The organism is Vibrio crassostreae 9ZC13, from assembly GCF_000272045.2.
Classification (GTDB): Bacteria; Pseudomonadota; Gammaproteobacteria; order Enterobacterales; family Vibrionaceae; genus Vibrio; species Vibrio crassostreae_C.
The window spans coordinates 89,397-110,074 of the sequence record NZ_AJYZ02000019.1; the positions used below are offsets into that span (position 1 = coordinate 89,397).

The 20,678-nt window shown below is 44.8% G+C and carries 15 protein-coding genes; 4 read left to right on the forward strand and 11 right to left on the reverse strand.

Going from position 1 to position 20,678, the window contains the following annotated elements; genetic code table 11:
• Positions 1-50: 50 nt before the first annotated feature.
• The 6 genes from A136_RS01920 to A136_RS01945 form a co-directional block, all read right to left on the reverse strand.
• Entirely contained in the window at positions 51-1,181 is a 1,131-nt protein-coding gene (locus tag A136_RS01920) for a lipocalin-like domain-containing protein (protein WP_431305965.1), read from the reverse strand.
• A gap of 11 nt (positions 1,182-1,192) precedes the next feature.
• Positions 1,193-3,727, reverse strand: a complete 2,535-nt coding sequence (locus A136_RS01925; protein ID WP_029235201.1) for an ABC transporter permease — start codon at positions 3,725-3,727, stop codon at positions 1,193-1,195.
• Between the two features lie 8 nt (positions 3,728-3,735).
• A complete protein-coding gene (locus A136_RS01930) occupies positions 3,736-4,434 on the reverse strand; it encodes an ABC transporter ATP-binding protein (protein ID WP_017064268.1) in 699 nt (232 codons plus the stop codon).
• A 745-nt stretch (positions 4,435-5,179) separates the two neighbouring features.
• Complete coding sequence (locus A136_RS01935) at positions 5,180-7,084, reverse strand: bifunctional metallophosphatase/5'-nucleotidase (protein ID WP_029235202.1); 1,905 nt, start codon at positions 7,082-7,084, stop codon at positions 5,180-5,182.
• A gap of 301 nt (positions 7,085-7,385) precedes the next feature.
• On the reverse strand, positions 7,386-8,375 hold the full coding sequence (locus tag A136_RS01940) for a zinc-dependent alcohol dehydrogenase family protein (RefSeq protein ID WP_017059992.1): 990 nt from the start codon (positions 8,373-8,375) through the stop codon (positions 7,386-7,388).
• Between the two features lie 20 nt (positions 8,376-8,395).
• Positions 8,396-9,184: a phytanoyl-CoA dioxygenase family protein gene (locus tag A136_RS01945; protein WP_017059991.1), complete on the reverse strand. Its 789-nt coding sequence runs from the start codon at positions 9,182-9,184 to the stop codon at positions 8,396-8,398.
• A gap of 321 nt (positions 9,185-9,505) precedes the next feature.
• Here A136_RS01945 and A136_RS01950 point away from each other — a divergent pair, with 321 nt between their 5' ends.
• Complete coding sequence (locus A136_RS01950) at positions 9,506-10,696, forward strand: GGDEF domain-containing protein (RefSeq protein WP_017064270.1); 1,191 nt, start codon at positions 9,506-9,508, stop codon at positions 10,694-10,696.
• On the opposite strand, the gene A136_RS01955 is transcribed toward A136_RS01950, so the two are convergent.
• On the reverse strand, positions 10,683-11,564 hold the full coding sequence (locus A136_RS01955; RefSeq protein ID WP_017064271.1) for a DMT family transporter: 882 nt from the start codon (positions 11,562-11,564) through the stop codon (positions 10,683-10,685). The two genes, A136_RS01950 and A136_RS01955, sit on opposite strands and share 14 nt — an antisense overlap.
• A 191-nt stretch (positions 11,565-11,755) precedes the next feature.
• Positions 11,756-13,087, reverse strand: coding sequence for an MFS transporter (locus A136_RS01960; RefSeq protein WP_017064272.1), 1,332 nt, complete (start codon positions 13,085-13,087; stop codon positions 11,756-11,758).
• A 317-nt stretch (positions 13,088-13,404) separates the two neighbouring features.
• On the opposite strand from A136_RS01960, the gene kduD reads away from it, so the two are divergent.
• Together kduD and A136_RS01970 are read left to right on the forward strand one after the other, a co-directional pair.
• Complete coding sequence (gene kduD / locus A136_RS01965) at positions 13,405-14,166, forward strand: 2-dehydro-3-deoxy-D-gluconate 5-dehydrogenase KduD (RefSeq protein WP_017064273.1); 762 nt, start codon at positions 13,405-13,407, stop codon at positions 14,164-14,166.
• 53 nt (positions 14,167-14,219) lie between these two features.
• Positions 14,220-14,858 (forward strand): RpiB/LacA/LacB family sugar-phosphate isomerase, encoded by a 639-nt coding sequence (locus tag A136_RS01970; protein ID WP_017064274.1) that lies wholly within the window; start codon positions 14,220-14,222, stop codon positions 14,856-14,858.
• A 122-nt stretch (positions 14,859-14,980) separates the two neighbouring features.
• Here A136_RS01970 and luxN read toward each other — a convergent pair whose 3' ends face one another.
• Together luxN and A136_RS01980 are read right to left on the reverse strand one after the other, a co-directional pair.
• Entirely contained in the window at positions 14,981-17,590 is a 2,610-nt protein-coding gene (luxN, locus tag A136_RS01975; RefSeq protein ID WP_017064275.1) for a quorum-sensing autoinducer 1 sensor kinase/phosphatase LuxN, read from the reverse strand.
• Positions 17,583-18,812, reverse strand: coding sequence for an acyl-homoserine-lactone synthase (locus A136_RS01980; RefSeq protein WP_017064276.1), 1,230 nt, complete (start codon positions 18,810-18,812; stop codon positions 17,583-17,585). The genes luxN and A136_RS01980 overlap by 8 nt, the downstream gene beginning before the upstream one ends.
• Before the next feature lie 668 nt (positions 18,813-19,480).
• Here A136_RS01980 and A136_RS01985 point away from each other — a divergent pair.
• Positions 19,481-19,873, forward strand: a complete 393-nt coding sequence (locus A136_RS01985; protein WP_017064277.1) for a cystatin domain-containing protein — start codon at positions 19,481-19,483, stop codon at positions 19,871-19,873.
• Between the two features lie 103 nt (positions 19,874-19,976).
• Here A136_RS01985 and A136_RS01990 read toward each other — a convergent pair whose 3' ends face one another.
• Positions 19,977-20,555 carry a hypothetical protein gene (locus tag A136_RS01990; protein ID WP_017059982.1) on the reverse strand — a complete coding sequence of 193 codons (579 nt, stop codon included), beginning with the start codon at positions 20,553-20,555 and terminating at the stop codon, positions 19,977-19,979.
• Positions 20,556-20,678: the final 123 nt, after the last annotated feature.

Consider the following 20,678-nt stretch of genomic DNA (forward strand, 5'->3'; position numbering starts at 1 on the left):
AACAGAACGGATGTATTTGTTGTCAGATTTCACCTTTATTAATACAGGACTTAATACCCAGTCAATTCCATATAGCCAGCTCCGGAATGAGAACCTTTAATCACGATTGGCCCTTCCCAATAGGGTACAGACAGTGGCATTTTTGCTTCTGGGTTGAGTGCCGAGACGGTCAGTTCGATTTGTTGAATTGGAATCGAAACTTGCCACTCTGTTGGGTAGTCACGTCCATCGATTTCCGTTTGCATGATGGCTGTTAAGCTGATGTCTTGCTGCTTAATCGTGATGCCGGAGCCATCTTGATTCATCAACCTTGCATGGGAATAATTGGCTTTGCCTGTTGTTGAGTTTCGAAGTTGAAATACCACCAAGCTGGTTTCATCACTCAGCCTTAGCGCAAACCAATCCCAACCTTGTTGCGAGTCGAGTAAAAACTGAGAGCTCCATTCTCTGTCTATCCAACCTTTGCCAGAAACCAGATGGGTTACTCCATCAATAGTTACCTCGCCCGATACATTAATGAATGGTTGGCTGTAGTAGTAGGAAGCCACTTTGCCATCGCTACTTTTAGTGCTGTAGCCTTGTTCGCCTTGTTTTTGATAAGGCGCGTTGCTGGTTAACTTAAGCGAGTAGCCAAACTGTTCAGAATTAGCGTTCAAGGTTGCGGGGAATAGATCATCGCTTGAAGAGTTCCATTGCCAATCATCAAGGTAGACACGTAATGGGGAAGCATCGACGCCTGCCAGTTCTGCTTGGTCACGTGACCATTTTTCATCGGCATAGTGTTTGTCTTTAGTGGTGACAGCACTGTGCGCCATGTAGATTTGCTTGCTTTGCCACGTGGTTTTCTTAGGCTGCTTGGCTTGATTGTCGTTTTCTTGTGGGGCAGAGGCGAAGCGGAACTGTGTCCACTGCAGGCCTAACGCATTGCCTTCTTCATCAATTAAGTTTGCGGTTAAATACCACCATTCATGACGAAAATCAGGGTGTGCTTGATGGTCGGCAGGGAAAGTGATGTCGATACCTTTTACTACCGGTGTGAATTGATCAGTCTCTTTTTGTGTTTCATCGTCGGTTTGTTTTCCAGTGCCGAGTATTGAGCCCATATTTTGAGCTGATGGTTGAGTGGATTCATCGCACCCTAAAAGGAGCAAGATGCCAAGTGTGAGAACGAAAACTCTCATTGTTCGATTCATCACAACACCTCACTCTGTAAACTGGATACCACGGGTTTGCTGACCAAACGCCACAGTGGAATCAAGGTCGCAATCACTGCCACTAAAATGGTGATGGTTGCGATGCTGAGTGCATCACTCCAATTCCATACGTAATTTAAGCTCCAACCAAAGGCGCGTAGGGTAACGATGTCCGTCAACACATAACCGACCATAGCGCCGAGTGGTAAAGCGATAACCAGAGTGAAGGCGACCAGAACAACGATTTGCCCGACCACCATTGCCATCAATTTTTTCTGACTAACACCGAGTGCATACAGCCTTGCAATGGCGGCTTTACGTGCATCGAGCAACATGAAACAGGCGCAGAACAACCCAATCACCGCCACCATTAATGTGACGCCATTAAGCGCCCGCGTGATGGCAAAAGTTTGTGAGAATATATCCAACGCGATCGATTTGATCTGTGCTTGATTGTAAAGCTGACCTGGGTGCAGATTGAGTTGTTGGCGTAACTGTTCGTACACCACTTGTGGGTCGCCAGAGACTTTGATTCCCAAGCTGGTGGGTAAGTCAGTAAATCCGCTTTCGATCCACAAATTAGGTGCAAGTAACACTTCGCCATTCGGTGAGCCGTAATCGTGGAAAATCGCCCCGACGATGAGCGCTTTGTCTTGGATCGCGTCGAGCTTGAGTCGGCTTCCAAGCGGCAAGCCGAGCTTCACTGCCGTAGGTTCGCTGATCGCCACGAATTCACCTTGGTAAAAGCGCGTCCAGAAATCATCAAGGTGGGATTGAAATACCATGGTTTGCTCAAGTGTGTCTTTGTCTTTGGTGCCGAGCAAAGTAGGTAAGCCCTGCAAGTTATCATCGACATAATATTGCTTATAAACGGTTTCAACATTTTCAAACTGCTCTAACGCACGTTCCACATTCGCGATTTCACCTTGGGCAGGGCTAACGTAAATATCGGCATGTAAGCGCTGTTCAAGCCATTGCTTTAACGTGGATTCAAAGCTGCCGACTAAGGTATTCATTCCGATATTGGCGGTGACAGCGAGAAGCAACGCCATCATGGCAAGGGAGAGAGGGGAAATAAGTTCACGTAGCTCAGCAAACAGATATTGTATTAACCCCGATTGGGTGCGTTTTTCGCTCCAGTTCGCTAGCACGCTTAGCGTTTTGGGCAGGTACAAAGGAATCGATACCACTAACACACCGAGCCATGCCATGGTGAAGCGATGATGTTCGCTCATCCATAAACCTGCTAACGCGAGAATAGTTAATACTGACCCGATAACAAACAGCTGATTTTCGTTAGACGTTTCCGGCGCTTGATAGAAACCGCCATGGGAAGAGAGGGGTTGTCGCACTCGCTGTTTAAAGTGTTGCCAACAAGCGACAAGCGTTGCGGCCAGCGTGAGTAGCAGTGCCCGCACTAACCATTGCCACTGCCATGTACCGGGAAGCAGTGTTGCACCATAAAGTTGCTCAAGTGTTATCGCGACGGTTGGGTGTAGCCAATGGCTGAGTTGAATGCCGAAAATGAAACCAAGCGACGCGCCTAGTGTGACTAAAAGAGTCAGCTCGACTAACAGAGCTGAAAATACGATGCTTGGCGCAATGCCGGCTTGTTGAATTTGCACCAACAGCCGATTACGTTTCAGCAGACTATATTTCACACCGTTGTAAGCGATGAATAGGCCAACCAAAAACGCCAACAAACTCATGGCGGTGAGGTTAAGGTGAAAGCTATCGGTAATTGAACCGAGATCCGTGCTTTGGTTGTTGGATATCCATTGCCCTTGCTCGCCAATAAGGCTTTGCCATTTATCCTGAGCATTGCTGTTAGTGTCGCTCTTAGTGTCAAAAATAGCGATGTAGCTCAGTTGCCCTTGCTTGTTAAGCAGTTGCTGAGCGAACCCAATATCCATCAACATTCGGCTACCTAGCTGCCATTCATCTGGTAGCACTACCACTTGAGTGAGCACTTCATCCAAAGTAAGTGTGTCTACTCCTCCCAAGTTCTGGTGTTGCGACTGGCTCATCATCACAATGGGTTCACCCGCTAAGAGTTGCGGCAAAGGTAAGGCATTGTCGAACAGGGAAATGTTTGGTTCTTTGGTTTGAGTGTTGCTTTGTTCGTCGACGCGAGCGTGACGAGATCTTGAAGTGAGGGCGGCGATCAACTCACTGCCTTGAACTGACCAACGTCGACCTTGCTCGTCTCTTACTCGCCCTTCTATAACAGGTAGCGCTGCGCTTAATCCACTTTGTCTTAAGCTGAAGTAGAGCGATTCCGGCAAATAGTTTTGCCCTGCTGGTGGAATGATAAGGTTCTGCGCTTGAGTGCTAAGTTGCTCGGTCGATTCTGCATAACTGCGCTTGGCATTGAGGTTGATGGCTTGCACTGCGACAAACAAGGTGACCGCTAACACAATGCCGATCAGAATCGCTGCGGCTTGCAATGGTGATTGACGATAGTGCGCCGCGAATAGATTCAGAGTCAGTTTGGTATGGGTGAGCTGGTTCTGAGCAAAGCCAGTTTGCTTCATTGGATTACTCACAACGCTGCTGCTCTTGGGGTTAGATCTATGTTCCTTAAACAACCATCATCTAGCACCAATTTTGTCTGCATAAAGCTGGCGCATTCTGGGCTGTGCGTAACCAAAAGCACGGCAGTGTTGCCTTGTGTAGTGATTTCACTCAGCAGCTTCATAACCTCTAACCCTGCTTTTTGGTCGAGGTTGCCAGTGGGTTCGTCGGCAAGCAATAGTTTGGGTTTATGGGCTAGCGCGCGCGCTATTGCGACTCGTTGTTGCTGACCGCCAGAGAGTGCGGATACATGTCTTTCGAGTAGCTCGCTGATACCCAATGCGTCAACTAAATAATCGCACCAGTCGCTCCACTTCTGTTGATTTAAATGAAGAGGGAAGGCGATGTTTTGTTTTACGTTGAGTGGGGTTAACAAGTTGAACTGCTGAAAGATAACGCCTAGTTTTTGATGACGGAATCGGCTCCACTGTGGATCTTTCCAATTTGATGTGTTCTCGCCATCAAGCCACAACTCGCCACCGGATAGAGGCTCAAACCCCGCAATGATGTTAAGCAGAGTACTCTTTCCACTACCACTCGCCCCAGTCAAAGCCACGCTTGCCCCTGTCGCCAAAGCGAAGTCGACATTGTCCAACACGTGATGGGTATCGTTGCCATCAACAAAGCTTTTGCTGGCATGTGTAAGTGTGACAATTGGGCTTTCCATTTCCTTTCCTTATAACCAAAACTTACCATCAAAAGGTGTCGTTACTTGTGGTAATTATCGAAGCGACAAGCTCTACAAAACTGTAGACAACAATTTCAAACAATAGAGCGATTTATATCGAATTATTAATAACTTGTACTGTGAAAAGAGGGAAATAGATCAGTGTGAGATGGAATACAGGTGTAAGTGGGAGCTTAGAGTCACCTAGGAGGCTTTTGGGGCTGTTTATAGATAATAAATATCTATGTTAAAAATTGTCCCAATTCCAATTCGTTTTAAAAGAAAACGCCCCCGATTGGTTGAAGCCAATCAGGGTTAGTAAGGCCCAAGAAAATCTAGTTACTTGGACTTTATTGCGAGGATTAATTTTGCTAAGGCACCTAACAAAGCAGCGATAGCGAAAACCAATTCAGGGTTATTCATATTATTAACTATAAAGAAGCTCTCGCCTTATGTGAGAGATTCTTCGTATTATCAACATGCATGTGATGGAAGGCAAGATAAAGAAATGGGGCTACCTGTGGATAACTATCTGATTTATTAGGTTTTACTAAAAGGGGGGGGGAGGCGGTGTAGCCTTCAAGTTGCAAAGTACTTGCTTACAATAGTAATGAGTGTGTCAAAGAGTCTGCTTTTACTTCTATTTTTCAACGTCACTTAATATGGATCGTACTCAACTTTCCGTAATCAACGACCTAACCACGCTCTATGCGTCGTTAAGTCGTTATTGGTTTGAGGTCAGGGGTTAATTGAGCGCTTCAATCAGAGTGATTTCGCGTTTGATTTGCTTACTCTCTTGCTCAGTCGCCTGCGCCAGTTTCTTTTCGCGTGTGGTTATGGCTGCTTGTTTGGCTTCGTCAGATTTGAACATCAGTTCTTTTACGTTGATAGAAGCGATGTTTGTGTAGCGGCCATCGTCACTGGTTGGGATTGATATGGTTTTATCATTAATCAATGATTTTACGATCTCACGCTGTTCATTGTAACGACTCTCTAAACCAGAAAGTGCCCATCGTTGTTGAGGCTTACCCTCATACTGGCCGTTCTTTTCTTCTTTAAGATACTTGATAGTCATGTTACGAATCGTGCCTGCTTCTTCTCCATACTCTGCTTCCGTATCAAAGAGTACAGGGAATGATTCACCTTCTAGCACGCCGCCTTTCTTGGTTAGATGACCCATTCGATAGCTATTCATACCAATACGGATCTCTGTTTGATCAGTAACCGGAGTGCCATCTGCAAACGCGAGGTTGGTAATGCGTGTACCTGCAGGCTGAGTAAGGTCGATGGTATAAGCCACGCCCGCGAAGAAGTCATTGGTCGAGTATTTTGATGCTCTGCGTTCAGGGTTAAAGCTGTAGGTTACATCGCCAGGTTGTACTGAGTTGAAGTAGCCCGCAGACCATTCCATGTAGGTTCTCAGCTCTTTGCCTGTCATCTGGTAGACAGTGATTTCGCCACCTGCGTATTGGTAGTTGTACGCGATGTCTTTGGCTTTGATTGGGCCAACATCGAGCTCGGCATTGTCGTTGTCTATTTGAAGTGCGATGACATTGGCTTTAGGTGCATAGAAGAAGCTCGCTTCTTGGAATAGCGCACTGATGCCTGTGTCTTGAACATGGACTTGAGGGATACCGCGGATTTCGTTTTCTGGGACTAAATCAACGCCGGTAAGTTGAGCGACAGGTCTGTTCGCCATTTCTCGGAGTTGTTTGTGGTAAGGCTGGTATAACTCGTCCATATTCTCATCAGAGTCGATACCTTTAATTTTATAGGTGAAGCTGTCTTTGTTGACGAGAGTGAATGTGCCATCGCGCTCTTCAAATTGAAGATCTATACGAGATAGGGCGCGGCCATATCTGTCGGGTTCAGTAATAATAACGCCATTTACAACGGCTTTATCGATGCGAGTGTGCATGTGGCCAGCGACGATGGCATCAAGCTCTGGGTTTGCATTGGCAATGTCGGTGACACCGGTGTCGGCAATGTCATTCTCGTTCTCAATTCCCATATGGGCAACCAATATGATGGCATCCACTTTATCATCAATCTCTTTGACGATTTTCTTCACTTCCAAGGTTGGATTAGTGAAAGTGACGCCTTCTAAACGGTTGGTACCTTGCGCAAAGACCTCCGTCATTGGGGTATCCATTCCGATCACGCCGATCTTAATGCCACCGCGTTCTAGGATGGTGTAACCAGGCAGGAATGGGTTTCCGTTTTTGTTCTTGATGTTGCCACCGAGAGACTGCCCTTTAAATTGGGTAACGGCCCTGTTGAGGGTTTTGAGGCCAAAGTCGAATTCGTGGTTACCTAAAACCCACACATCGTATTTCATGTGATTAAAGCCAAGCATCATTGGATCAACGGGCTCGTCTTTGAAGGTTTCTACGAAGTTGCCTTGGATGGTATCGCCAGCGTCGACAAGGATAATGTTAGATTGCTCTTTGCGGATCTCACCAACTTTGGTCGCGATTTGGCTCAAGCTACCACGAGTGTTGAGTTTATCTGCCGCGTAATCCCACGCCATAAAATGACCGTGGATATCTGAAGTACCCAGTATCGTGACATCGTGTATATCGCCATCAGCTGCAAAGGTGGGAAAGGCTAGAGAGAGTAGGATGGCGCTTGATAGTATGTGTCTTTTCATAAGTATGTTCACATCGTGGTTTTAAGTATGACGCTACCATATAGAATCGAGGTTATCTTATGGGTGATCAGTGTCATATTTCTAATGATATAACTAATTGATGTTTCAAATAAATGTGATTCATGACCATCTCGTAACCACTTAAGTTATGGAGAAATGCACCACAACTCTTCGCTATCTTTTCAATCTTCGATTTCTTTAATCAAACTTCCTAAGCGATGGTGTATTAACAAGCACGCTTGTAAGCTGTTGAACGTCTTGCCTGTTGAAATAAACAAGGTATATATCGTCCAACTCTCACTTACTGTGGCAGTAAGATGATCTTGCCCTCTAGGCGTGTGGTTTTCGATTCAATGAGATCAATCGCGGTTTGCACTTCATCGAATGGTAGATAGCGGTCAACGTCGAGCTGAATGTCGTTTGTGATGAAGTGATCTAGCATGGTCGTGAACTTATCACGGCGAACATCTTTACCTTCTGCTTCCTCCCAATAACGCAAGAAGAAGGTGCTGAAATCGATGTGTTGGTTTTTCGCGTACTCAAAGAAGCGTGGCTCGTAAAAATCCAACGACAGCGTCCCATAGTTGATAAAGCGCCCGTTGTTGCCAAGGGTGTGAACAAGATCGGTTCCGGGTGAGCCGCCAATCGCATCAAAGGCAACGGTTGGCATAGGCAAGCCTAATGCCTTAATTTGAGAAACTAGATCAGCGTTCGCATCTATCACCCAACAGGAAGTGGCAGGGTATTGTGTCTGCTGTGATGTAACGACAATGATGTTGAAGCCGAGTGATGCTGATAACTGGGAGAAGATCTTACCGATGGCTGAACTGCCCGCGTTGATGATCAACACATCCTCTTGGGTCAGCTTGGCTATTTCTGTCGTTAGCACCCATGCGGTTAGCGCATTAATGTACAACTGACAGGCGTAGCCATTGTCTAAATGTTGAGGAATTTGGAACAGATCATCTGGTGATACATCGACATAGTTCTGCCATGTTCCACTGGTTGCCACAAGCACTCGTTGATTCACTATAAACTCAGCACTGCTGGATTCTACAATCCTTCCTACCGCTTCAAATCCCGGTACTCTCGGCGGCTGATGGCTATGTTTGTATTGGCCCACACCATAAATCGACAACAGATCACTAGGGTTGATGTTAGTCGCTTCAATTTGTACGCGAACTTTATCTTTGTCTAGTACCCCTAAAGCGACATGTTCTAACTTGAGAGATTCTTTTGGCTGACCGAAACGGAACTGGCTAATTCGGGTATTTTGCTTAGTGTCAGTCATAGTTTGGGCACCTTTATGGATTATGAGTACTGCATTGATTTTAAGTGTAGCGTGTTCATAAACAACCTTGGGTCGCTAATATTGCTTAACATAGCTGGCGTCGGTAAACAGTCGTCATCAACGTAGTCGACATAGTCTGCCGCCGAATCGAAGATCAAAATATCCAAAGCCAAACGATCCAAGCCATATCGGCCTCGGTGGATCATATCCGCTGAAAACACCAATAAGTCACCTGCGGCTAACGGTATCTGCTTACCACCAGAGATGTCATCGCTGCTCACTTTGCCGTTTTCTTCTTGGCGAACATTGTACTCTTCTTCGTTATCCCAACGTTTGTGCGTGCCGGGGATAAGTTCCATGCCGGGCTCATCAAAAAGGGGCACTCGCAGATGCAATACTTGGGTTTCCATGATGACTTTCATCTGGTCATCAATGTCGTAGTCGTATTGACAGTCACGATGCCAGAAGTCTTTTTGCTGCGGGTTTACTGGGTTGAAGAACAGCTGTGTATTCATGAATGCCGGCTTGTTCGGAATCACCGCATCAACCACATCCATCACTTGTTTCGAGCTGATGAAGTCGAAAAGCACGCTTCTATCGTCGGCAGGCAAATACTCGCTTCCCGTAATTAAAGACGAGTTAAATGCTTCTTCTTTATAGAATTCTTCGTTGTCTGCTTTCCATGATTCATGAAATTTCAGCACGACTTTTCTAAGCGATGCAATTTGAGCTTCATTGAAATAATTTCTGATAACAAAGTAACCATGTTCGTCGTAACGGTCACTTAATTGTTGGCTGTTTTCTACCACTGACTACCTTCGTTCATTCTTTGCTGTATAATAACTAAGGTCAACAGCCCCTAGAGATTTCTTGGGCGCATAATGCCAGACAGTTGTCATTCAACCAAGTAACGAGTGAAGAAGCCTGTAGATTCGGTGATGTTATGAAGCAATATTGAGGGCGAGTGTTACATGCCTATCCATGTCATGGACTCATGCGATACCGATCTCCCCATATGTGACACATCCCCTATTTTACAAAGTGTAATGATTCATATAGTGAATAAATTTATGGTTTAGATAATTATTGACCATATTGTGATTTAATTGGCGTATGGAAGATAGAAAATCATGGATGGTTTTTCGCTGGATATGAGAACACTTAATTTTATTATTATTTTGTTCTCTTTCATTTACTGCATTGGCTTGTTGCTGTTCCAATTTACCCAACAGTCCATTAAAGGGCTTTCAATTTTTTCGATTTCAATATTTGTTATCGGAAGTGGGCCGTTGATGTTGAGCCTAAGAGGGGAACTCCCTGATTGGATCACTGTTATTGGCGCCAACATGGTCATTGCGCTTGGCTTTCATCTCGCTTTGTATAGCTTGTGCCTGTTTCGAGAATATTCCCTAAAATGCACCTACCTCAGCAGTCTGATGATGTTGGCTCTTTTGCTAGGTTTTATTCACTTCACGTACTATGAACCTTCCATCAAAGCTCGAATTATTCTCATTAGTTTATATTTGGCCTTTGTTACTCTTTGCACTGCCTTTGTGGTGTTAAAGGGTCAACGTGATGACTTGACCCTAGCAACTCGAATGATGGCCTTATCATTTTTGATATATGGTGGGTTTATGGTTTTCCGAGTACTGGTGACGCTATTTTCAACTGAGCTTCAGGATTTCATGGCAGCCGCACTCATTCATCAACTTGCCTTTTTAATGAGTATTGTTCTTATCGTGTCGATGAGCTTCACAATGCTCTGGTTGATTAATGCAAGGTTGCTTAGGTCTATTCATGACCTGTCTTACAGCGACCCTTTAACGGCACTTGGAAACCGCAGAGCTTTAGATGAAATGGTTTCAGTCGTCATGAAGCAGGCGGGGACTGCACCTGTTAGTGCCATTATGATGGATATTGATAACTTTAAGTCGATCAATGACCAACACGGACACATTGTGGGTGATCTCGTGATCAAGTCTTTTGCTGAAATGGTTCAAAGTGCAATCAAAACATCGCCAACAGCCAGTGCGTTTCGTTTTGGCGGAGACGAGATAATGATTTTATTGCCCAATGTTAATTTCCTACAAGCACAGGCTATTGCTTGTAAGCTGCGATTATCTATTTCAGAGATCTCAGCCGTACAAGGGAATGAGATGTTTCTGACGTCGAGTTTCGGTGTCGCTCAGCTTCACCCGCATGAGAGTTGGAATGGGTTTATTAGCCGAGCCGACAAAGCGTTATATCAAGCGAAAACAAACGGTCGCAATATGACTTCAATTTGTCCTAGTCATATTAACGAGCTCGTCACTGCCACATAACCAATACTGCTGCGATAGAAAGCAAGATGAGCGCAAGAATGTCTTTGCGCGCGATGCTTTGCCCTAACCAGAAATAGGATATCAACACCATGAAGATCACTTCGACTTGCCCGAGTGTCTTTACGTACGGCACGGCTTGAAGCGACATCGCGCTAAACCAACCCAGAGAACCGATAACACTCGCTAAGCTTGTCATGATGACTAGTTTCGACTTCTTGAATATCAGGCGCAGCGTGTCGCGTTCTCTGAAAAAGAGATACGTACAGATAATCACTGTCTGAAGGGAAATGACGAGGAACAGTACCCAAGCAGCGCTATGAGGGAAGGGTAACCCTATGCTCAAACTTGCTTCCCGTACCCAAAGAGACGTTAAAGCAAAGGCGGTGCTACACGCCATACCTAATAAGAACACTTTCGGGGACAAGCTTCGCCAGCCAGAAGCGCTACTCATGATTAGCACGCCTAAAGTACCAATAAGTACGCCGACCCAACCTGTTAGTGTCAAAGCAGTACCAAAAAACAATACGGATAGCACAGCAGATACGGGGGCTTCACACTTGGCTAATCCTGCGCCTATCGCATAGTTTTCTAGCTTGAACAGCATCACCATTAAGCCGGTCGCGAGGATCTGCATGATGGCGGCAGCAACAATATAGAAAACAAACTCACCCGAAAAATCCGGTGCGGAGACTGGCTGCCATTGATAGAGGGTGTAGAGGTAAATAAGGGCGATTGGGCCAGCCCAAATAAAACGCGCCAACGTCACGCCAGCCACGCTCATGGTGCCACTTAATTTACTTTGAAAGGCATTGCGCCAAGATTGGCTAAAGGCAGCAAGGAGAGTAAAGGCTATCCAACTAAAAGACATGACGCGTCCATGTGTTATGTAATTTGCTGATTATATTAACAAATAAAACCAATATAAGAAGCGACTTGTTCTTTTAATAAGCAATAGTCAGTTGCGTGAATCGCTCGGTTTTGAAGAATATTCGGTCTTTAAAACTTGCGCTGTAAACCTTAACGGCTTCATTTACTTGTCACTCGACATCAATCGATTGTTTAGAAAATCGCTTCTTTTCTGTTCTTGAAGTAGAACAGCGCGCTGATCAAAACGAACAGTAAGGTGAAGTAATAGAAAAACGAAGACAGTGAGGCCAAGAAGGCAAGGTTCTGTTCTATTTCTTGTTCGGTGAAGCCCTGAGACACCAACTTATAGTAGTAAGCGTACAAGATCCCGATCAGCCCGTATCCGAGGTTAAACATTAAACCTTTGAAACTAAGAACGGTGGCTCGGTTGTGCGATTCGGTCTTTTTATTCAGGTGGTAGCTGATGAAAATGTTCATCGTCATGATGATAAAGATTAACACCAACGCCGGAATGACCCCGTAAATCGACCAACCTAAACTGATCCAGTAATAAGTCGCCATGCTTGCTAAACCCATGACCACAATGAAGGTTTTAGGCTCAATACTCTCTGCTAATCTTCGGCTTTGTCCTGCCAATATAATCTTAAGCAAACTTATACCCGCACCAATAAAACCAAAGTAGATAATTGGAATATCAATCGCCAGATAGTATTGGCTGTTCATGGTTAGGAACATGCGTGAGGTGTGTTCGAATAGGCTGTAGTAGAGCAAGATGAACAGCACGTAAGGTGTAGCGAATACCCATTTACCCGTATCGATCGTCAATTTAAGACTTGAGATGGTGGTTGCCAATTTGGTTTGGTCGCTTGGCATCAGCTTTTTCTCTTCGCGCATATTAATCGCGGCATAGATGGCGATCATCGCTACAAATAGGGTGGCGAACACAGGAATACGCATCAGGTCTTTAGTGCTTTCTGGTTCGGCTAGTCCAAGGAAATGAAAGATGTTCGTCATAAAGTTCACGTCGTACATCGCCGCACCAATCAGCGTGACAAAGATACCGACCGTTGAGGCGACACGAAGCTGGATTTGCAGCACTCGCGGCCACAACTCTTCATTACCTTGTTCTTTTAAGGTGTCGTAAGCCAATGCCTCGTCGGCGCCGCTGGCCAGTGCCATCGCTAAGCCACTGAGAATCCGGTTAATCAGAAAGACTATGAACACCAAGTCGGGGTTTCCGGTTGGCACTAAGGCGATCATTGCGATCTCAACAAACATCACAATCGAAGACAGCACCACCAGTTTCTTGCGGCCTAAGGTATCGGCGAATGCACCCGACGGTACTTCAGCAAGCACAATGGTGGCCGCCCAAACTACATTGAGCATCGCGAATTGAGACAGGGTTAACCCGTAATCTAAATAAAGTAGGGTGAATATAGGGTAGTAAAAACGCGCAAAGTAGCTGCTTCTAAACATCAAGAAGTAGCGGACATTGGGAATTTTAAGGATCTCTTTGAGCGTCATGATAATTTCAGTAATTTAGATAACACATTATTATGTATAACCCTTTTACTCTTTTAAATCATGGAATTGTTGCCAAATCCCTAAAATATCTGGTTTGGGTGATCTTCGAACTCATTGTTCATAGTGGGTTATAGGTTTCTCGTCTTCAAATCACTTTCCCCTATTCATTTAGTTTGTGGTGCCGTTTCACTTGTTCGACTGATTTTGGTGCAAGATCGAACTTCTACAACGTCGCCCTCGTATTTACATCTTATTGTATGATTTAATTATTGGTAATAACGATACGCAATGAATCCAATGTAATTGAGGAAGCGAGCATGATCTTAGAGTCATTCAGTCTGGAAGGTAAAGTAGCGATAGTGACGGGCTGTAACACGGGGCTTGGGCAAGGTATTGCATTAGGCCTAGCGGAAGCCGGTTGTAAGGTTGTCGGTGTTAACCGAACAGAGCCTGAAGAGACTATTGAGAAAATGAGTGCAGCAGGTCATTCGTTCCTAAACGTGAGTGCTGATCTTCTCGAGCAAGCGTGCATTCCAGGGGTTATAGAGCGCACTTTGGCTGAGTTTGGCAAAGTCGACATTCTCGTGAACAATGCAGGAATTATTCGCCGCCAAGATGCTATTGAGTTCTCAGAGCAAGATTGGGATGACGTAATGAACGTGAACACCAAGACGGTGTTCTTTATGTCTCAGGCTGTTGCAAAGCAATTTAAGGCTCAAGGTACTGGCGGAAAGATCATTAACATTGCATCGATGCTCTCATTCCAAGGTGGCATTCGAGTTCCTTCCTATACGGCTTCAAAAAGTGCAGTGATGGGCGTGACACGTGCGATGGCGAACGAATGGGCGCGCGATAATATCAACGTGAATGCGATAGCCCCCGGTTATATGGAAACGAACAATACTCAAGCTCTGCGTGAAGATGCTGAGCGTAATCAAGCGATTCTTGAGCGTATTCCGGCTGAACGTTGGGGTAAACCGCAAGATATCGCAGGTCCTTGTGTGTTCTTAGCATCATCAGCATCGGATTACATTAATGGCTATACCATTGCTGTTGACGGTGGTTGGTTAGCACGCTAATTAGTTTTTTATTCTAAATTTTGAGTTTGCAGCAATCTTGCAGGAGAAGATAAATGAAAATCGCTTTAATGATGGAAAACAGTCAAGCAGGCAAAAATGCTATGGTATCAGCTGAACTAGAGTCAGTTGCTGGTGGTTTTGGTCACGATGTCTTCAACCTAGGAATGACAGACGAGAACGATCACCACTTAACGTATATTCATCTAGGTATTATGGCGAGCATTCTGATTAACTCAAAGGCTGTTGACTTTGTTGTGACAGGATGTGGCACTGGCCAAGGTGCTTTGATGTCACTGAACCTGCACCCGGGTGTGGTTTGTGGTTACTGCCTAGAGCCATCAGATGCTTTCTTGTTTAACCAAATCAACAACGGCAATGCTCTCGCTCTCGCTTTTGCTAAAGGCTTTGGCTGGGCAGGTGAACTCAACATTCGTTATATCTTTGAAAAAGCGTTTACAGGCGAGCGTGGTAACGGGTATCCGCTAGAGCGAGCAGAACCACAACAGCGTAACGCAGCACTGTTAAATGAGGTGAAAGCGGCGGTAGTGAAAGATAACTTTATTGATTCTCTGAGAGCTATCGACCAAGATCTAGTGAAAACAGCGGTTGGCAGCGAGCGTTTCCAACAATGCTTCTTTGAGCATTGCCAAAACCAAGAAATCGCTGATTATGTTCGTTCACTTTTAGATTAATTAGAGCGTTTAGTTCTGATAGAGCCAGCCTTGTTCGGCTGGCTTTTTGATGAATAATTAAAGCAATGTAATGAGACAAACAGTAATCAACTGGCTAAATTGCGATTCGTGTTTTCCTGCATCTACTCTTCATCTTCGGTTTCTTTGGAAGCATTCGAGGCACAGCCTTTCTCTAGCCAGTTATCGAGCACGCGTTGCAGTGCCTTCAAAGAGGTTGGCTTCTCTAGGCGACCATCCATCAGTTTGCTGATCATATCTAACTCGTGTTGTCCTGATTCGCCAGACAAAGCAATGATTGGCGTTTGAGGAGAGCGTGCCTTGATGATTTGGCTTGCGTCAAAACCATTCATTATCGGCATTTGTACGTCCATTAAGATCAAATCGACCTTGTGTGTTTTGAACAGCTCGACGGCATTCTCGCCGTTTTTAGCTTGTAAGCTATTTACGCCAAGTCGACTCAGGTACATCTGAACAAGCGTGCGTTGCACTTCTTTATCATCGACGATAAGCACGGTTGGAGCCAAATGGTTCTCTGGGGTTAGCGTACTTGTTGGCTCTGAACTTTGCGTTTCCGCTTGGTTATCTGGCTTAACTTCTGCGTTGGGTTTGTTTTCAGTTGTGGTTTGATTACTTTTCCAATCATTGAAGTAAGGCGTACGAAGTGCGTCTGCTTTGGGTGCATTGGGTACTACCGGGAAGTACAGGTGGAACTCAGTAAACTCCCCAAGTTTAGAGTGGCACTCAACTCGGCCGCCAAATGAACGCATCACACGTTGGCAATAGCCAAGCCCTAGGCCGCTACCACCGCTTTTTTGGTAAGAGAAGAAGTCATCAAAGATCTTATGTGCAATGGCTTCGTCAATGCCAGGGCCGGTATCTCGGAATATCAGAACGTTCTCGTAAGGCCCTGTGTTGGTGCTGATCTCAATTTGGCTTTCTGGATAAGAATCAAAGTAATAGATTGCATTACGTATCAGGTTGAAAATAACGAAATTGAATAAGGTTTCATTGAGCTTTGCCACAAAATCAGCATGTTGTGGTAAACGAATTCGCTCAATGATCTTCTCGTTCTCAAAGCCATAATGGCTGACGGCTTGATCCACGGCCTTGTGGATAGAGGTCATGGTGATTGGTCCATGCTCGGGTGAGCTGTCACTGACTTCTCGCAAGATGATATCAATCAGCTGTCGACCACGTTGAATCGCAGCTTGGCCGTTCTCAATATCAAGTAAGATCTGTTTCGCTGGTGCTTGATTATCAATGTGCTGTTTTAGTAGTTCAAATTGTAATTGCACTTGAGCCAGTGGATTACGCATTTCATGAGCGATTGAGTTAGCAAGGGCACGACTTTGGCGGATGCGTCTATCGGCTTCGATAGTGCTTTGTACTCGAGTTAACAAGGTTTGCAGGGCAGAGATCTCTTCGTTAGAGAACATCTGATCGTTGCTCTTGTGTGACGATACTAACAAGTGCGTGACCGATTTCCCCTGGCCGAATAGAGGCATCACCAAAGCGGTATCGTTGGAGCTCATTTTGTCATACAGGGCTTTGATTGAGCGCTTGGCTGGTGCGGTGTAATCAAGCTCCTGAGACAACTCATCGAACACTAAAACGGACTTGTTAGTAGACAGATAATCTTCGTAGAAGGTTTCGTTGTAGTTGCTGTTAACTAGACGTAGCTTATCTTCTGGAATTTGCAGTAGGCTACCCAAACGACGCATTGCATCATCAATTGAAAGCTTGAAATCCTCTTCTAGCGCGAGGATCTGTTGTACTGGCGTTTTCTTGTTTCCGTAGATAAAGAAGGAGGCGTAGTCGCTCACACGTTTGTAGAGTAAATGCCAAGTGATGCCGATAACCGCGCAGATAGGGATAGCAATGAGCCATTGGTTATCGTCTGTCAGTGGGATAAATATCGCGCCAAAAGGTATCACCAAAATTGCACACACCAACAACGTATTTAAGCTCATGTACGCAAGGTATTTCACGCTATAGAAGCGAGAGGTCAGTAGAGCATAGCCAACGAACAACATCTCACTGATCGATAAGGCTGGTGGCAGCCAAGTGAGTGAGAAGTCACGCAAGAAGTAGGTCATACCTAGATGGATTGTCGCAGTAGACAGCATGAAGACTAAAATGCCGGCGATCATATAGTTGGTTTTGGCTAAAGTTAGCTTGCTGCTGTTGGCGCGCATGGCCACCAGGTTGAGTAGTGTTAGCACTACAAAGCTAATAATCCCAATAAAGAAGTACGGCGTATGCGGGCCAAACTCAATCACGAACTGGCTTGGGCCTGCAATAGTGACGTGTTCAACGGTTAACCCCGGACTTAAATTGATAAAGAAGGAGTAGACGGTCAGGGTGACGAAAATGGCTTGCTGCCACACATGAACCTTACCATTACGTTGTTCAGCGGCGAGTTTGCACGAGAAGTAATAGGCAAAGGCAAACGCAAAGAACGAGGCGAGGTTGGCAAACTTTGCGGCGAACACGGCGGCCGAGGCCCCAAGTTCCGGTAATAAGTCGGTATGGAAATAAGCGTTACTGCTGATCCACGCAACAATGCAGATCGAATACGCGATGTAAGGGGCATGGTGTGTCCCTGCGATCACTTCGTTCTTCTGTTTCAGGCGATAGCAGTAATAGAACAACCACATGACAACCACAGCCACGGTTGCAAGCAGTGTGATTGCTTTTGCATAGATGATCGCCTCTAGGCCGAAATCAAACATGTTCATCCTTTTTCACCGAGCTAGTTTTTCCTGCCGAGCGCGACTTTTCTAATGACTTTCTGCTTTCTCGCACTGCGCGTTTGTAGCTTCGAAAATCGACATTATTGAACGCTTTTACCATCATCTCAAAATTCCAGAATCCACGATAAATTGTCGTGCCATCGTCATTTAATTCGCAATATCCAGAATGGAAGTATGCATTGGAATCAATGGTTTGATAAAACTGAAGCATGAAAGGTTGCTCGATAATAGTGAAGCCAATCTTATAGCCTATTTGGTGTAACACACTCATCAGCTCTTTTTGAGAAAGGTAGAGGAAATAGAGCTTTTGTTGGGTATTGCCACTGACTGTCAGACGTAACACCTCACACAGGGCATCTTTGTCGGACAATTGTAACTGGAATTGTTGGTCAAATTCTGGCAGAGAGTAACACTTTGACAGTGTAGGCGGTGTGAAAAGTTGTAACCCTGCGAGTTCATCGTAGCCGTAATTGGGTAAACAGTATTGCCATTGCTCATTGCTGAACGGCGGTGCGTAACTTAGCCAAGTGTCATTCTTAGACCAGTCTTGAATCAGCGCAGAGGAAACCAGTGTTGGAAAGGCTTCATCGACTGGATGCTTGAGCAGAATAAAATGCTTACCTGCCTGAGAAAGGTGTAATAAAGGCAGCATCTCAAACCATTTCTCGCCCTTGATGAACACCTCGAGATTGCTTAAAGCAATGGCATCGCTGATTGGCATTCCTTGTGGGTGACTCGGTGTTTGTACCAAAAGTGGCTCATGTTCTATCTGTTCGATGATCGCACCGTAATAAGCACTGTCATTGATAGGGAGGTCGACATGAGAAATGGAGCTTGGATTTAATGGAGATTTTGCTTTGATCGCAGCAATTTCACACTCACACCAGAAATCTAGCCAATGCATATAGCACTGCCCTACAGCCTGCTCTAGAAGAGCAATCTCTGCAGATAGTGTATTTGGATAGCGCAGAATCAGATCGCGGTAGTCCATCACCTCAAACAATACAGAGTAGCTTTTGTTTTGATGCTCTGGGAAAAGTAATTCTAATTGGCTTCTACGATATTCAGTCACGCTTTGAAAAAGCTCAGTGCGCTCATGTGGCTGATAAGTGCTGATGACGAGCTCTATCAGCGCTCGCTGTTTTATTTCGATAGACAGACTGCTAGCCAACAGTGAGCCTAAAGACGACGTTAATTTCATGTTTAACCTAGCCTAGGTTTATATAATTGTTTTTATTTGATCTGCACTATCTATAGGACTCTGATTTTAGGTATGTGTTTGAAGTTACGTTACTTTGAGAGAGCCAATCGTAACTTTACTTGTGTCCATGGTGTGAGAAGTAAGTTGCATAATCGGGCGAGATTTTACTACTTGCACTCACCCTCAACAATAAAGATTTTCCATATTTGAATGAATTCAAAGATGAACAAAATACATTATTATCAACAACTTGTAGGGTTGGATCACAGTTTTAAAATTAGACATGATTAAGTCGAGCATAAACTTTTGGATTTATAAAATAATTTCAAATATCTATTTTTTGAACCAATATCACAATCCACATCAAGATGAGCTCATCTTATTAATCGTGATAGGAATGTTTTTGGTGTGAAGTATGTAATTATCTGATTAATTATGTCTGTATTATTACTCGCTTATTCTCTCGCTACTCATTTTAATGATTTAAATATCAGGTGGATAAAAGCAGAGCTCCAGTGCTCGTCTTGTTTTCCTGACAATCTCCTGTGTTTATAGAGTAGTTACACCATAATCTCTGATGAAGTGATGACATTCGAGGTTTAAGCTTGCCTGCATATGAAACATTATTGCGAGTAATCCCTCGTAAATGATTGAGGTAGAGAGAATTTATGAAGAACGTACGATTAACATCATTACTTGGAACAGCAACCTTGTTTAGTGTCGTGGCGTTAGCTGGGTGTAGTCAGAAATCAGAAGTACCAACTCAACCGCAAGAGAATGCGAACCCCATCTGCAGCACTAAAAACCTGACGGGTGGTTGGTCGAAAAGTGAGATAACACCAGAAGCCAAGCAAGCTTTAAACGCAGTTCTTAGCCAAATGAACACTTCAGCTGAGCTCAAGCAGATCTTGAGTGTTCGAACTCAGGTTGTCGCGGGTTTGAATTACGCTATTGAGTTTGAAATGGATAATGGTGAAGTGTGGAACACCATCGTTTACCGTTCTCTACAAGGTGACATCGAAATGACGCAACCTGCACAGAAAGGTCTTCTGTGCTCATAATCTAGATGCGTCTGTATCTTGTGAGATAGGCTTATAGCAAATAAAAATGGCTCCGTATTGGGAGCCATTTTTGTTTTTAAGAAGACTGATTTGTTGAACGTTTTCAGTCGGCCAACTCGGGCTCAGCTAACTCCTGAACACAAGCACGGCTGATGTCTTCATCAATGTAGGCCATACCGAGTTTATTGAGGTAGTCCATGCGATCGGCAGTGCGAAGCTCGATGTCGGGGCCTGCAATGTTGTTGGCTTGATAAATTTCAGTGAGATGAGACATGAATTGCTCGCCCACACTCATCATCAATAGACTCATTGCGCCTACGTCCGGTCTTACTTTGGTGCGTTGCTTTTCAGATAGGTTTACCGCTAATACGATAGGTTGTTCTTCACCTTCGAATCGAACGCCTCGCTCACGAACGGTTTGTTGAGCCCAGTAGTACGCCAGTTCTTTACTCTGAGTGAGAAACACTGGCTCAACCGATTCGGTATAGTTGTTGCCGATGGTTGCCATAGTTTTTGAAGCTGCTTCGTTGAGCGCTTTGTCTCCAGAACGTTTTAAACCTTGGCCTTGAATCGAAGCCAATAAAGCTGAAGATGTGCCGTGATACCAAGTATCACCCGTCGCGAAACCATTCTCTGATAACAGTGTTTTTGCATCTTGTAGGTGTGTAGGTATTGAAGTCATAGGCACTCTCAACAAATAAAAATCTCAACAAATAGGAATCTGAACAAATACGTATACAGTTAGCTTAAACAGAAGTTGTTCGGTTAACCGTGGTGTGGAACACAAATCTGAGGCTTTGAGATA